The organism is Cobetia sp. 10Alg 146, from assembly GCF_029846385.1.
Taxonomy (GTDB): Bacteria; Pseudomonadota; Gammaproteobacteria; order Pseudomonadales; family Halomonadaceae; genus Cobetia; species Cobetia marina.
This window is the reverse complement of the sequence record NZ_JARWKT010000003.1, coordinates 15,455-30,792: the sequence shown is the minus strand read 5'-3', so window position 1 is coordinate 30,792 and position 15,338 is coordinate 15,455. Positions and strand designations below refer to the sequence as shown.

Annotated in this window: 10 protein-coding genes; 7 read left to right on the top strand and 3 right to left on the bottom strand. The window is 64.6% G+C overall.

Annotated features, from left to right (window positions below; all coding sequences use genetic code 11):
* Positions 1 to 21: 21 nt before the first annotated feature.
* Positions 22 to 1,473, top strand: coding sequence for a sulfate adenylyltransferase subunit CysN (cysN, locus tag QD172_RS06135; RefSeq protein WP_084208200.1), 1,452 nt, complete (start codon positions 22 to 24; stop codon positions 1,471 to 1,473).
* 231 nt (positions 1,474 to 1,704) lie between these two features.
* Here the strand turns inward: cysN and QD172_RS06130 are convergent, their stop codons facing one another.
* Complete coding sequence (locus tag QD172_RS06130) at positions 1,705 to 2,922, bottom strand: globin domain-containing protein (RefSeq protein WP_279855260.1); 1,218 nt, start codon at positions 2,920 to 2,922, stop codon at positions 1,705 to 1,707.
* Positions 2,923 to 3,179: 257 nt separating this feature from the next.
* On the opposite strand from QD172_RS06130, the gene norR reads away from it, so the two are divergent.
* Positions 3,180 to 4,925 (top strand): nitric oxide reductase transcriptional regulator NorR, encoded by a 1,746-nt coding sequence (gene norR / locus QD172_RS06125; protein ID WP_279855259.1) that lies wholly within the window; start codon positions 3,180 to 3,182, stop codon positions 4,923 to 4,925.
* 95 nt (positions 4,926 to 5,020) lie between these two features.
* Here the strand turns inward: norR and cmoB are convergent, their stop codons facing one another.
* On the bottom strand, positions 5,021 to 6,049 hold the full coding sequence (cmoB, locus tag QD172_RS06120; RefSeq protein WP_279855258.1) for a tRNA 5-methoxyuridine(34)/uridine 5-oxyacetic acid(34) synthase CmoB: 1,029 nt from the start codon (positions 6,047 to 6,049) through the stop codon (positions 5,021 to 5,023).
* Positions 6,050 to 6,080: 31 nt separating this feature from the next.
* Positions 6,081 to 6,827: a carboxy-S-adenosyl-L-methionine synthase CmoA gene (cmoA, locus tag QD172_RS06115; protein WP_279855257.1), complete on the bottom strand. Its 747-nt coding sequence runs from the start codon at positions 6,825 to 6,827 to the stop codon at positions 6,081 to 6,083.
* Positions 6,828 to 7,031: 204 nt separating this feature from the next.
* Here cmoA and pgi point away from each other — a divergent pair, with 204 nt between their 5' ends.
* The 5 genes from pgi (at position 7,032) to serB (ending at position 15,337) form a co-directional block, all read left to right on the top strand.
* A complete protein-coding gene (gene pgi / locus QD172_RS06110; RefSeq protein WP_279855256.1) occupies positions 7,032 to 8,735 on the top strand; it encodes a glucose-6-phosphate isomerase in 1,704 nt (567 codons plus the stop codon).
* A gap of 139 nt (positions 8,736 to 8,874) precedes the next feature.
* Positions 8,875 to 9,621 (top strand): YqiA/YcfP family alpha/beta fold hydrolase, encoded by a 747-nt coding sequence (locus QD172_RS06105; protein WP_084208206.1) that lies wholly within the window; start codon positions 8,875 to 8,877, stop codon positions 9,619 to 9,621.
* A 154-nt stretch (positions 9,622 to 9,775) separates the two neighbouring features.
* Positions 9,776 to 11,656 carry a DNA topoisomerase IV subunit B gene (gene parE / locus QD172_RS06100; protein ID WP_077374248.1) on the top strand — a complete coding sequence of 627 codons (1,881 nt, stop codon included), beginning with the start codon at positions 9,776 to 9,778 and terminating at the stop codon, positions 11,654 to 11,656.
* 125 nt (positions 11,657 to 11,781) lie between these two features.
* Entirely contained in the window at positions 11,782 to 14,058 is a 2,277-nt protein-coding gene (gene parC / locus QD172_RS06095) for a DNA topoisomerase IV subunit A (RefSeq protein ID WP_279855255.1), read from the top strand.
* 67 nt (positions 14,059 to 14,125) lie between these two features.
* A complete protein-coding gene (gene serB, locus QD172_RS06090; protein WP_077374242.1) occupies positions 14,126 to 15,337 on the top strand; it encodes a phosphoserine phosphatase SerB in 1,212 nt (403 codons plus the stop codon).
* Position 15,338: the final 1 nt, after the last annotated feature.

Here is a 15,338-nt window from a genome sequence, read left to right as displayed (position 1 = left end):
GACAGCGGCAAGGAGAAGAGTGTGTCCCACGCGTCAGACAAGATTTCCGCGGATATCGAAGCCTACCTGCAAGAACACGAGCGCAAGGACCTGCTGCGCTTCATCACCTGCGGTAGCGTCGATGACGGCAAGTCGACCCTGATCGGTCGTCTGCTGTTCGATTCCAAGCTGATCTACGAAGACCAGCTGGCCTCCATCACCCAGGCCTCCAAGACCAGCGGCACCACCGGTGACGAGGTCGATCTGGCCCTGCTGGTCGATGGCCTGCAGTCCGAGCGCGAGCAGGGCATCACCATCGATGTCGCCTATCGCTTCTTCTCGACCGACAAGCGCAAGTTCATCATCGCCGATACCCCGGGGCATGAGCAGTACACCCGCAACATGGCCACCGGTGCCTCGTCCGCGAGCCTGGCGATCATTCTGATCGATGCGCGCTACGGCGTGCAGACCCAGACCCGTCGTCACAGCTTCATCGCCGACCTGCTGGGTATCCAGCATCTGGTGATCGCGGTCAACAAGATGGATCTGGTCGACTACTCCGAGGCGCGCTTCAACGAGATCGTCGCCGAGTATCAGGAATTCGCCGACAAGTTGAATGCACCGGATATCCGCTTCGTGCCGATGTCCGCGCTCAAGGGCGACAACGTCGTCAATCGCAGCCCGTCACTTGACTGGTACACCGTCGATGGTCAGGCCGGACCGTCGCTGCTGGAGGTGCTGGAAACCGTCGAGCTGACTCGCGATCAGAACCTCAGCGATCTGCGCTTCCCGGTGCAGTACGTCAATCGTCCCAATCTGGATTTTCGTGGCTACTGCGGCACGCTGGCGGCCGGTGTCGTGCGTCCGGGTGACAGCGTCAAGGTGCTGCCGTCCGGCAAGATCTCGACCATCGAGCGCATCGTCACCTTCGATGGCGACCTCGAGATCGCCTATCCGGGCCAGGCCATCACACTGACGCTTGACGACGAGATCGACATCTCGCGCGGTGACTGGCTGGTGGCGGCAGACGCCGAACTGCCGCTCTCCAATGCGCTGGAAGCGGATGTCGTCTGGATGCATGAGAAGCCGCTGCAGCCGGGCCGTCAGTACGATATCAAGCTGGCGACCCGTGATCTGACCGGGCAGGTCAGTGCCATCGATTACCTCTACGACGTCAACACGCTGGAGCATCACGAGGGCGACAGCCTGGCACTGAACGCCATCGGCCGCGTCCAGCTCGAGCTGACCCAGTCGGTGCCGGTGGACGATTACCGTTCAAGCCCGGGCACCGGCAGCTTCATCGTCATCGATCGTCTGAGCAACGTGACCGTCGGCGCGGGCATGATTCGTGGCGTGGGCCGCTCCGGCACGCAGGCAACCACGCAGCAGACCGATTGGGCCGCGTTTGAAGCCGATCTCAACGCGCTGGTACGCAAGCACTTCCCGCACTGGGAAGCCCGCGACGTGCGCGAGCTGCTGGGCCGTGGCAACTGAGTCTTTGCAACTGAGCCGTGGCAAATGAGCCTTGGCAAATGAGCCTTGGCAACATGAGTCGCGGTAACGGAGTCGGGCTGGCACGGTCGACTCCGTCGCATGACCCGATAACAACAACGCTGGACACGCGATAACAACACGGCCTGCTGGATATGAAGCCGGAGAACGCAGAAGCCCCCATGGCCGCAAGGCGATGGGGGCTTTTTGCATGGTGCGGGTCACGTCAGCGCATCAGGCGGCAGCGGCGTCGATGGCAAGTGGTGCGGAGGGGCCGAAGTGCTCGTGATGGCACTGGGTGAGCGGTACGCCGATGCGATTGAGGTGCTGGATCATGCTCTGCATGAAGCCATGCGGACCGATCACGAAGGCCTGCAGGGACTCGGCACTGGCACCTGTCGCGGCAATCTGACGTGCCAGCCAGTCGCGCTCGATGATGCCCAGGTGCGCATGCGTCGGCAGAGTGTCAGCCTTCTCGTAGCAGACCTGATAATGCAGCTTCTCAGGATGCTGCGCGACCAGTGATTGCAGCGTGGTGTCGAAGGCATGTACCTCGGGATTGCGGGCCGCATGCAGATAGATCACCTGACGGCCCGCCGCGAGCGCTGCCTCCAGCAGCGAGAGCATCGGTGTCTGGCCGACCCCGGCAGACAGCAGCAGTACCGGGGCCTCGGGGCTCTGGGGCGCGGCATGCTCGAAGGTCAGCTCGCCGGCCGGCGGCAGCAGATCGATCTCGTCACCCACGTTCAGCGCATGCAGATACTGGCTGGACTGGCCGTGGTCTTCACGCTTGACCGAGATACGGCAGAAGCGCTCGTCCGGCGCGTGTGACAGGCTGTAGTGGCGATGGATCAAGCCCTGCGGCGTCGTCAGGCGCATGCCGATGTACTGGCCCGGCAGGAAGGAGAACATCGGACCTTCCACCGGTGCCAGGTACAGCGAGCGAATCTCGCGGCTCTCGTCCTCCGTGCGCACGATGCGAAAGCGGCGCAGCCCCTGCCAGCCGCCGCGAGTGGCAGCGAAGCTGTCGTAGCGGCCCTGCTCGGCGGCGATCAGCACGGCGGCCAGCTCTCCGTAGAGGGCGCCCCAGGCGTCGGCGATCTCCGGCGTGACGGCGTCTCCCAGCACCTCACCGATGGCGGCCATCAGGCACTCGCCGACGATGGGGTAGTGCTCGGGCAGGATATTGAGCGAGACGTGCTTGCTGACCACGGGCGCGAGCAGGCGGTCCACCGCCTCACGCGAGTGGCGTGCGCCGACATAGGCGAGCACGGCGCCGGCCAGTGCACGGGCTTGACCACCACTGGTCTGGTGCGTCTGATTGAACAGCGGCTTCACTTCGGGATAGCGCTCGAACATCAACGGATAGAAGCGCGCGGTAATGGCGTTGAGGTGCTCGGCGACGACGGGAGCGGTGGCGGCGATCAAGTCTTCCTGGGCGTTGGTCAGCATGACGATACCTCGTGATGAATGTCGCCATGACGAGAGCAAGGGCCATGCCAACTCGTCAGGCCAGTATCCATGCGCCCTCGAGAGCGGTGATGTGAAAAATACACGACGTGAGAATGTGTCAAGATGACATCTTGCGTGTCATGATGACATCATCTGTCGCCATGACGATGTCTTGCGACACGCCGTCGCGTGAGCCGCGTGCTCATCATCCAGTACCTCGCCCGCCATTTCCGGTTGACTGACGTCAGGAATCCCGCATGCCCGAGACTCCCTTGCCACGCAATGATACGCCCCTTGCCGCCCTGAACGCCTGGCTTGCTGCCTGGTTGACGGAAGAGGAGGGTGGCAAGCGGCGTGCCTTGCCATGGACCCGTCTGCTGGCCGCGATCATGCAGCGTCTGCCCGGTGAGGCCGCGACGCTGATGCGCTATCTGCCGGAGCGTGACGAGTTGCTGCCGCTGGCCACGCATGGGCTACCTGCCGAGGTGCGCGGCCGGCGCTTTGCGTTGTCAGAGCATCCGCGGCTCAAGGCGATTGCCGAGCACACCGGTGTCTATCGCTTCGCGGTGGACAGTGACCTGCCGGACCCCTTCGATGGCCTGCTGGGGGAAGTGCATGGGCCGGATCTGCTGGTGCACGACTGTGCGGGTATCGCGCTGCGCGAAGGGGACAGGTTGCTGGGCGTGATGACCTTCGATGCGCTGACACCCGGCGTGTTGGCCCCGCTGGAAGCGCTGGAGATTCGGCAGATCGGCGATGCCGAGCTGGCAGACGTCCTGGCGCAGGAGTATCAGGAGCATCAGGAGCTTCATGACCTGCTGACGCTACCCACCTGCTGTCTGGCACTGGCATCACGGCTTGAGCGTGGGGCCGCTCCGCTGACCGGCATGGCAGCGCTTGCGCCGGGCATGACACCGCAGGCCCAGAGGACCTGTCCGCAGCGCGGGCCAGCGATGGCGAGACTGGAGGCACAGCTGGAAGCGGTGGCCGATACCGACATGACGGTGCTGGTGATGGGCGAGACCGGGGTGGGCAAGGAGGGCGTGGTCCAGCGGTTGCACGATGCGTCGCGTCGCGCCAGTCGGCCCCTGGTGCGCATCAACTGTGCCGCGCTGGCACCGGAACTGGTCGAGAGTGCGCTGTTCGGGCATCGGCGAGGGGCCTTCTCCGGCGCGTCCCATGATCACCGTGGCCATTTCGTGATGGCCGATGGTGGCACCCTGCTGCTGGACGAGATCGGTGAGCTGCCACTGGCGCTGCAGCCCAAGCTGCTGCGGGTGCTGCAGGAAGGTGAATTGCAGCCGCTGGGCAGCGATCGCGTGGTCAGGGTGGACGTGCGCGTCATCGCGGCGACCAATCGTGATCTCGAGGCCGAAGTCGCCGCCGGGCATTTCCGCGAAGATCTCTACCACCGCCTGAGCGTCTATCCGCTCAGGGTACCGCCGCTGCGTGAGCGCGGACGAGCGGATCTGCTGGCGCTGGCGGGAACCTTTCTCGAGCACAACCGCACGCGCCTCGGGCTGGGCAATCTGCGCCTGACGCCGGCGGCGGAGCGTCTGCTGTGTGACTACCCGTGGCCCGGCAACGTGCGTGAGCTGGAGCACTGCCTGAGTCGTGCCGCCCTGCATGCGCGGCTGGCGCAGGGGGCTCATCCGACGCGCCTGCGCGCCGATGGGCGTCAGCTGGTGGTGATCACGCCGGAGTTGCTGGGGCTGGAGGCGAGTGCCGAGGTGGCGCACGAGCAGGCCGGTGGCATTGCCCTCCACGCCGCACAGGAGGGGCATGGCACGATTCAGGCGGGGGGAGCGAACCCGGCGCAGCGTCATGTCCTGCAGGACATCGATGAAGCGCTGGGGTTGCGTGACGCCACCGAGGCGTTTCAGCGCGAGCACATCTCGCGGGTCTGGCTGGCGAGTGATCGCAACTGGGCAGAGGCCGCGCGCAGGCTCAAGGTCGATCGCGGCAATCTGTATCGACAGGCCCGGCGGTTGGGCATCGTGTGACGCGAGAGACGAAAACGGCGGTGCTCGATGAGCGCCGCCGCCGGGTGTCGTCTGCCCTGGCGCAGACATCGCTGGGAGAGAAGGTGCTGCGCAGATCAGGCGCGCGTGGCGATCAGCACCGCACGCCGTGGTGCCGGATGGCCTTCACGGGTCAGGCGTGGGTCGTCAGGGTCGAGGAAGTCGCTCAGCGAGTGATAGGTCATCCACTCGGTCGAGCGTTGCTCATCCAGCGTGGTCACCGCTTCATCGACGATGCGCACGTCCTTGAAACCGGCGCGCTCACACCAGTGGGCCAGCGCCCGGGAGGACGGCAGGAAGTAGACGTTGGGCATCGCGGCGTAGCGCTCGCCGGGCATCAGTACCGTCGTCACGTCACCTTCCACCACCAGGGTTTCCAGCACCAGTTCGCCGCCGGGGCGCAGGGCATCGCGCAGCTGGAAGAGGTGGTCCATCGGCGAGGGGCGATGATAGAGCACCCCCATCGAGAACACGGTGTCGAAGGCGGCCATCTTCGCGGGGACGTCCTCGATGCCCACCGGCAGGAAGTGCAGGTTGCGCCCCTGGGGGTGATCCGCGCCGATGAAGTGACGCACGGCATGGAACTGGCAGTAGAAGCGCGGGGAAGGGTCGATCACCAGCGTGAAGGCGGCACCAGCGCCGACCATGCGCCAGCCGTGGTAACCATTGCCGCCCCCGACATCCAGCACGCGACGGTGAGTGAGATCCGACAGATGCGGCGCGAGGCGCTGCCACTTCCAGTCGGAGCGCCATTCGGTATCGATATGGATCTCGTCGAGCTGATAGGGGCCCTTGCGCCACGGCATCATGGCGCGCAGCAGATTCTCGCTCTGGCGTTGCTGGCCCGTGCTCAGGCCTGTCGGGAAGCGAGCGCCCACACGGTCGGCATCCAGCTGCACCTCGCGCTCGTCAGGTAGCGTCGGCAGCTTCTCCAGTGCCCCGTGCCAGGCCTTCAGGTCAGCATGGCGCTTGCGGTCCAGACCCTTGGCCAGTTGCTCGGGCAGGGCGCCCAGCCAGCGGGCGAAGCCGTCACCGACGGCGCCTGGCTCACAGGCAAGCTCGGTGAAGGCGCGGTAAAGATCACGATCGTAGGGGGAAATGCTCATGCGCTGGGTCGGGTCCGTGCAGGCGTAGCGGTCATTCGGCGGCTTTGAAAGCGACCATCGAGGCAAAGTTCAGGTATTGCAGCCAGGTGTGGCTGCGCGCGAAGCCGGCGCGTGCCAGGCGCGCATGGTGAGTGGCGAGACTGTCGGGCTTCATCACGTCCTCCAGCGCTTCGCGTTTCTGCGAGATCTCGAGGTCGGAGTAGCCGTTGGCGCGCTTGAAGTCATGATAGCGCTCGATCAACCAGGCGTTCTCGACCGGGTCGTCGCTGATGATCTTCTCGGACAGGATCAACACGCCGCCGGGCTCCAGCGCCGCAAACAGCTTGTCGATCACGGCGTCGCGGTCCTGCGGCGGCAGAAACTGCAGGGTGAAGTTGACCACGATCATTCCGGCAGGCTGGTACTCCAGGGTGCGGATATCGGCTTCACTGACGTTGATGCGATGGTCCGGGAAGGCGACGGCGAGCTCGCGGCTGGCGCGCTCGACCATCGGCCGGGACAGATCGACGGCTTCGATCTCGATGTCCTGGGCCGCCATCTCACGTGCCAGTGCCATGCTGGCAGCCCCCAGCGAGCAGCCCAGATCATAGACGCGTGCGCCAGGGCGCAGGTGAGCGCGGGCCATCAGCCCCAGCATGGCGATGATCTGACCGTACCCCGGCACCGAACGGCGCAGCATGTCCGGGAAGCAGCTGACGACCTGTTCGTCGAAGGAGAAGCTGGCAACACGGTCAAGGGGTGTCGTAAATATCGCGTCACGGTAAGATGCATCACTCATGGATCAAGGCTTCATCGGGCAGAGGGCCTGGGCGACATGCCATTGGCCGGGGAGCGGCTGGGCTGAGTGCCCTGCTGGGCCCGCCATTCTACGCATTCGAGGTGCCTGACGCACCCGCCGCGGCTTACCGATGATGCCTCCATCAACCGATTTCTGACCGGGCCACGCAGGGCCGGTCGCGACACTTCAAGGAGAGAGGTGGCCATGTCCACTCCATCGTCTGCACGTTCTGCCCGCCGTAACAGTCAGGCCTGGCAGGCCCTCGCGCGTCATCATCAGGAGCAGATGGCCGATGTGCACCTGAAGGACCTGTTCGCCGAGGATGCGGCGCAAGGGCGCGATCGAGTGACGACCTTCACCCGTTCTGCCGCGGGCCTGCGCCTGGATCTCTCCAAGCAGCGGCTCAAGCAGGAGACCCTGGAGCTGCTGCTGGAGCTGGCGCGGGAAACCGGTGTCGAGCAGGGCATCAAGCGTCTGCTGGCCGGTGAGCACGTCAATCGCTCGGAAGATCGCCCGGCCCTGCACGCGGCCCTGCGTCTGCCACGCTCAGCAAGGCTCGAGGTGGATGGCGAGGATGTGGTACCTGCCATCCACGAGAGCCTCGAGCGGCTCGCCGAGATGGTCGAGACCTTCCATAGCGGGCAGTGGCGTGGTGCCACCGGCAAGCCGATCACCGATGTGGTCAATCTGGGGGTCGGTGGCTCGGACCTGGGGCCGCTGATGGTCTCGAGCGCGCTGAGCGATTGCCGTCCCAAGGGTGTCCATGAGGTCGGCGTGCACTTCGCCTCGACCATGGATGGCTCACAGCTGGCGGACTACCTGCAGTCCTTCAGTCCGGAAACCACCTTGTTCATCCTGTCGTCCAAGTCATTCTCCACCATCGACACGCTGTCCAATGCCCGCACCGCCCGCGACTGGCTCAAATCACGCCTCGACCCGCAAGGCCGTCTGGAAGGGCTGATCAATCGCCAGCACTTCATCGGCGCATCCGCCAAGCCGGAGAAGATGAGCGAGTGGGGTATCGCACCGGAACATCAGCTGCTGTTCTGGGACTGGGTCGGCGGGCGCTACTCGCTGTGGGGCACCATCGGGCTGCCCATCGCGCTCAATGTCGGCATGGACAACTTCCGTCGCCTGCTGGCGGGGGCGCATGAGCTGGATGAGCATTTCCGCACCGCACCGCTGGAAGACAATCTGCCGGTATTGCTGGCGCTGGCGGGTATCTGGAACAACAACTTCCTCGATATTCGCGCCCACTCCATCCTGCCCTACGACGGCCGCCTGGAATACTTCGCAAGCTACCTCGAGCAGCTGGAAATGGAATCCAACGGCAAGTCGGTCACCAACGATGGCGAGATGGTTGATTACTCCACCTGCCCGGTGCTGTGGGGCCAGCTGGGCCCGAACGCCCAGCATGCCTTCTATCAGCTGCTGCATCAGGGTACCCAGGCAGTGGAATGTGACTTCATCGCGCCGATGCGTCGCTATGACCATGTCGAGGACGCCGAGACCCGTGCCCACCTCAAGGCGCAGCACCGTCTGACACTGGCCAACTGCTTTGCCCAGTCGCGCGTGCTGATGCTGGGCGATGACGCGATACCGGGTGACGAGGCCCAGCCGAATCACAAGCGTTATCGTGGCAATCAGCCCTCGACCACCCTGCTGCTGGAAGCGCTGACGCCGGAAACCCTGGGGGCCCTGATCGCGCTTTACGAGCAGAAGGTCTTCGTCCAGGCCACCATCTGGGACATCAATCCGTTCGATCAGTGGGGCGTGGAGCTGGGCAAGCAGATCGCCACCGCGACGGAAGCGACCATGACCACGGGAGAAGGCTTCGAGCAGCTGGACGCTTCCAGTCGTGCCTTGATCGAGTCCGTGTGGGCCGCCCAGGGGCAGGACCCGCGCTGACGGGGAATCACGCAGGCGATCATCCTCTGTTGATTTATACAGTATTCTCGCTATCCTATATGGGAATCAATCGTTTACACTAGACACCTTGCCGCGAACCGAGCGTGAGCCGTTCGGTTCGCGCGTGTCGGGAGCGCTGATGAGCCGTCCCCATTACCCTGCGCAGGCAGGCGTTGTCGTTCCTCCGGTCAGGGGCGTGTTGTACCTGCATGGTTTCAACTCGGCCAGTTGCTCGCCCAAGGCGCAGTTGATGAAGCGTGCGGCCGCCGAATTCGGTCTGCCCTGCGTCGCGCCTGACATCCCACCTCAACCCGCTGCCGGGCAGGCGGTGGTGGAGGAGGCCTATCAGGCGCTCTGCGCGCAGTTGGATCTCGACCCGGCTGACCCTGCCTGTGACGACGCCATCGTGGTGATCGGCAGCTCCATGGGTGGCTTTCTGAGCACCTGGCTTGCCGCGCGTGAGGCTGCGCGACTCGATGGACCCCAGGGCTGCGAGCAGAGCGTATGGCGTCAGGGGCCGCGCACGGTATTGATCAACCCAGCCGTGCGCCCGGTCAGGCTCGTCACGGCATGGCTGGGGTCGACCCACGCCAACCCCTATACCGGCGAGTCCTTCACCGTCACCGAAGCATTCGGTCCGGCGCTGGCCGCACTGGAAGCGATCCCCGTCACGCCGCAGCGCACCCTCGTGCTGCTTGCCACGGCGGACGAGACATTGGACGTCAACGATGCCGCAAGCCTCTATCAGGATTGCCGGCTGATCCTCACGCCGGGAGGGGATCATGGATTTGCCAGACTGGCGGAGTACCTGCCTGCCATCATGGCGCATGCCGGCCATCGTCTGGCCCCGTCGCTTGCGACATCCTTCCACGTCGCACCCTGCTAACGTGTCGAGGACGGTTGGGCGTGCGGGCCGGACAGGAAGATGAATCCGTCATCGGATCGTTCGGCCAGCGGCGACTCTCTTCAGAAAATCAGGCAGAGGCATCGCCATCCGTGATGCGTCTGCCGGACGTCAACACCAAGGACACAAGGCTGCGATGAGTCAGTACAGCGCCAGTTCCATCGAGGTTCTCTCCGGCCTCGAACCGGTCCGCAAGCGGCCCGGCATGTATACCGATACCACTCGGCCCAACCACCTGGTCCAGGAAGTCATCGACAACTCCGTCGATGAGGCGCTGGCGGGTCACGCGAAGGAAGTGCGCGTGAAGCTGCTGGAAGACGGCGGTATCGAGGTGGCGGATGATGGTCGTGGCATGCCCACTGACATCCACCCCGAGCATGGTGTGACCGGGATCGAGCTGATCCTCACCAAGCTGCACGCGGGGGGCAAGTTCTCCCAGGACAGCTATCGCTTCTCGGGCGGGCTGCACGGCGTGGGGGTCTCGGTGGTCAACGCCCTGTCGACACGCCTTGAGGTGGAAGTCTGCCGTGAGGGTCTGCGTCAGCGCATTGCCTTCGAGAATGGCGAGAAGGTCGAGGAGCTGAGTCAGATCGGTACCGTCGGCAAGCGCAATACCGGCACTCTGGTGCGTTTCTGGCCGGACGAGAGCTACTTCGACAGTCCGCGTCTGGCGATGGCGCGCCTGCGTCACCTGCTGCGCGCCAAGGCGGTATTGTGCCCGGGGCTCAAGGTCGTGCTGACCGAGACGGATGGCAGCGAGACGGCCTGGCATTACGAGGATGGCCTGCGCGACTATCTGCTCGGCGCCACCGATGGTTTCGAGCGACTGCCGGAATCGCCGTTCGTCGGTCATTTCGAGGATGAGGAGCATGGCGTCGACTGGGCCATCCAGTGGCTGCCGGAAGGCGGCGAGCTGGTGCAGGAGCCCTACGTCAATCTGATCCCCACGCCGCTGGGCGGCACCCACGTCAATGGCCTGCGTTCCGGCCTGCTCGAGGCACTCAAGGAATTCTGTGACTACCGCAGTCTGCTGCCGCGTGGCGTCAAGCTGAGTGCGGATGACCTGTGGGAGCGCGCCGCCTTCGTGCTGTCGGTGAAGATGCTCGATCCACAGTTCGCCGGCCAGACCAAGGAGCGCCTGTCCTCGCGCAGTGTCGCGGCCTTCGTCTCCGGCGTGGTCAAGGACGCCTTCTCGCTGTGGCTCAATCATCATGTCGACCAGGCCGAAGCGCTGGCGGAACTGGTGATCTCGGCGGCCCAGCGCCGTCTGAAAAGCGCCAAGAAGGTCGCGCGCAAGAAGGTCACTTCCGGGCCTGCGCTACCGGGCAAGCTCTCGGACTGCTCAAGCTCCGACCCTGCCGACAGTGAGCTGTTTCTGGTCGAGGGGGACTCGGCTGGCGGCAGCGCCAAGCAGGGTCGCAACCGCGAGACCCAGGCGATCCTGCCGCTGCGCGGCAAGATCCTCAATACCTGGGAAGTCGAGTCGCATGACATCTACTCCTCCCAGGAAGTCCACGACATCGCGGTCGCCATCGGGCTGGACCCGGGCTCGGATGATCTCACCAAGCTGCGCTACCACAAGGTCTGCATCCTGGCGGATGCCGACTCCGATGGCCTGCACATCGCCACGCTGCTGTGCGCGCTGTTCGTGCGGCACTTCCCGGCGCTGGTGGATGCCGGGCGCGTCTTCGTCGCCATGCCGCCGCTGTATCGCATCGACCTGGGCAAGGAAGTCCATTACGCCCTGGACGAGAGCGAGAAGGCGCACATCCTCAAGCAGCTCGAGAGCAAGCGTGGCACGCCCAACGTGCAGCGCTTCAAGGGGCTGGGTGAGATGAACCCGCTGCAGCTGCGCGAGACCACCATGGCGCCGGACACTCGCCGCCTGGTGCAGCTGACGCGCAGCGCGGATGACGGCACCCACGAGATGCTCGACATGCTGCTGGCCAAGAAGCGCGCCAGTGATCGCAAGAGCTGGCTCGAGGACTACGGCAACATGGCCGACATCGAGGTCTGATCATCGGCTGAGTTTCGAGAGCAGCTGAACTTCGAATGCCAGACAAGCTGCGCGACAGCATTCTTTCGGGAGCGCCAGAGTCTTGCGCTCCCCGGTTTTACGCTCGTAATCAAGGTCAAGCGCCCATGAGCATGGATATCCAGGTTGCGGAGGGTGACGTCGAACGTCTGGCCCTGCGCGACTACACCGAAAAGGCGTACCTCGACTACTCGATGTACGTGATTCTTGACCGCGCCCTGCCGCATGTCGGTGATGGCATGAAGCCGGTGCAGCGCCGCATCGTCTATGCCATGCGCGAACTGTCATTGACGGCCAATGCCAAGTACAAGAAGTCGGCGCGTACCGTCGGCGATGTGCTGGGCAAGTTCCACCCCCACGGTGACAGCGCCTGTTACGAGGCGATGGTGCTGATGGCGCAGCCGTTCAGCTATCGCTATCCGCTGGTGGATGGGCAGGGCAACTGGGGTAGCCAGGATGACCCCAAGTCCTTCGCGGCCATGCGTTACACCGAATCGCGTCTGTCGAAATATTCCGAGGTGCTGCTGTCCGAGCTCTCCCAGGGCACCGTCGACTGGGTGCCCAACTTCGATGGCACCATGAACGAGCCCAAGGTGCTGCCGGCGCGTCTGCCCAATGTGCTGCTCAACGGCACCACCGGCATCGCGGTGGGCATGGCGACCGACATTCCGCCGCACAACGTGCATGAAGTCGTGGCCGCCACACGCCACCTGCTGCGCAACCCGGACTCCGACAGCGATCAGCTGATGGACTTCCTGCCGGCACCGGATTTCCCCACCGAGGCGGAGATCATCACGCCGCGCACCGACCTCGCCAAGCTCTATCGCACCGGTCGTGGCAGCGTGAAGATGCGCGCCCGCTATGTGCTGGAAGAAGGCGATATCGTGATCACGGCGCTGCCGTATCAGGTCTCCGGCGCCAAGGTGATCGAGCAGATCGCCGCCCAGATGCAGGCCAAGAAGCTGCCGATGGTCGCGGACCTGCGCGATGAGTCCGACCACGAGAACCCGACGCGCCTGCTGATTCAGCCGCGCTCCAATCGGGTCGATATCGAAGGCCTGATGGCGCACCTGTTCGCCACCACGGATCTCGAGAAGAACGCGCGCGTCAACATGAACGTCATCGACCTCAAGGGTCGCCCGCGCGTGATGGCGCTGCACGAGATGCTGGCCGAGTGGCTGCGTTATCGTCGTGCCACCGTGCGTCGCCGTCTCGAGCATCGCCTGGCCAAGGTCGAGGACCGTCTGCATATCCTCGAGGGGCTGCTGACGGCTTACCTGAATCTCGACGAGGTGATTCGCATCATCCGCGAGGAGGAAGACCCCAAGGCCAGCCTGATCGAGACCTTCCAGCTTTCCGAGCGTCAGGCCGAGGCGATCCTCGAGCTGCGTCTGCGTCACCTGGCACGTCTTGAAGAGATGAAGCTGCGGGGCGAGCAGGACGAGCTCAAGCGCGAGCGCAAGCACCTCAAGCATCTGCTGGGCAATGACGAGGCCCTGACCGATCTGATCGACAGTGAGCTCGAGCAGGCTGCCACTGACTTCGGCGATGCACGTCGCTCGCCGCTGGTCGAACGCGGCGAGGCCAAGGCGCTGTCGGAAGTCGAGCTGATGGGTGCCGACCCGATCACCGTCGCGCTGTCCGAGAAGGGCTGGATCCGTGCCGCCAAGGGACATGATATCGACCCCGAAGGCCTGTCCTACAAGGCCGGCGATCGCTTCCATCTGGCGGCGCGCGGCAAGACCAATCAGCCGCTGGTGCTGCTGGATGATACCGGGCGTGCCTACACGCTGGCCGCGCACAATCTGCCCAGTGCGCGCGGGCAGGGCGAGCCGATCACCGGGCGCATGAATCCGGCGGCGGGGGCTTCGATGGTCGGGCTGCTGCTCGACGCGCCCTCGGCGCGCTATCTGCTGGCCTCCGATGGTGGCTATGGCTTCGTGACCACGCTCGAGCAGCTGACCGGCAAGAACAAGTCCGGCAAGGCCGCGCTGACCTTGCCGCGCGGCTGTGCGGTACTGCCGCCGGTGGCTATCCCCGAGGTGCCTGAGACGGCGCAGGGGGATGCCGCGCCGCCGGAAGTGGCGGTGGTGTCCAACGAAGGGCGTCTGCTGGTCTTCCCGCTCGCCGAGTTGCCGGAAATGTCCAAGGGCAAGGGCAACAAGATGCTGTCGATTCCGGGCGAACGCGCCGCCAATCGTGAGGAATTCGTGCGCTCGCTGGTGGTCGTGCCTGCCGGGGCCACGCTGGTGGTGCACGCCGGCAAGCGCAAGACGCTGCTCAAGGGGGCGGATCTTGACTACTATCGTGGCGAGCGTGGCCGACGCGGCAGCAAGTTGCCCAAGGGCTTCCAGAAGGTCGATCGTCTGGCCGTAGACAGTTGATGATGCCAGTGGCGAGCTGCCCTGGAGGTAACCTCTTGATGATTCATTGCTCAGGAACGATTTTCCGATGACACAACGTATCTTGATCCGCGCCACCGGTGCGGCTCGTCCGGGACAGCTGGCAGGGCTCGGTCAGGCGCTGGCCCGCAGTGGCGCACGTCTGCTGGATATCAATCAGAGCGTGACCTTCGGGCTTGTGTCGCTGGAAGCGCTGGTGGCACTGGAGGCGCAGTCCGAACTGGAAGCGGCGCTGAGTGCTGCCGGGGAACAGCTGGGACTGGATGTGCAGGCCGTGCAGGTCGGCGCCGAGGAATATGCACGCTGGAGCCATCAGCTGGAGCGCCCGCGCTGGATTCTGACGCTGCTGGCGCCGCGGCTGCCGGCGGGCATTCTCGCCGAGGTCGGCGGCCTGACGGCGGAATTCGGTATCACCGTCGAGCTCATGCATCGCCTGTCGGGGCGTGAACCGCTGGATGGCGAGTCACCGGCCGAAGGCGCCTGTGTCGAGTGCTGGCTGCGCCTGCCGGAGCACGAGACCGACATCAATGCGCTGCGCGAGAAGGCGCTGGCGCTGGGCGCGCTGCATGGTGTCGATATCGCGATCCAGGAAGACGATATCTGGCGTCGTCATCGCCGCCTGATCTGCTTCGACATGGATTCGACCCTGATCAAGACCGAGGTGATCGATGAGCTGGCGCGTCGTCATGGGGTCGGCGAGGAAGTCTCGCAAGTCACCGAGCGTGCCATGCGCGGTGAGCTGGACTTCCAGGAAAGCTTCCGTGAGCGAATGAGCAAGCTCAAGGGGCTGGACGAGTCGGTGCTGGCGGAGATCGCCGCCAACCTGCCGCTGATGGATGGGGTCGAGCGTCTGATGGCCAATCTCAAGGCGCTGGGCTATCGCACCGCGATTCTCTCCGGTGGCTTCACCTACTTCGCGCGTCACCTCCAGCAGCTGCTGGGCTTCGATGAGATCCACGCCAACGAGCTGGTGATCGTCGATGGCAAGGTGACCGGTGAGGTGCGTGAGCCTATCGTCGATGCCGAGCGCAAGGCGCTGCTGCTGCGCGAGATCGCCGAGCGTCACGGCCTGCGCATGGAGCAGACCATCGCCGTCGGGGATGGTGCCAACGACCTCAAGATGCTTGCTGAAGCAGGGCTGGGCATCGCCTTCCGCGCCAAGCCGCTGGTACGTGAACAGGCGCGTCAGTCGATCTCGACGCTGGGGCTTGATGCCGTGCTCTATCTGATGGGCTACCGCCAGCAGGACCTCAAGCACTGAG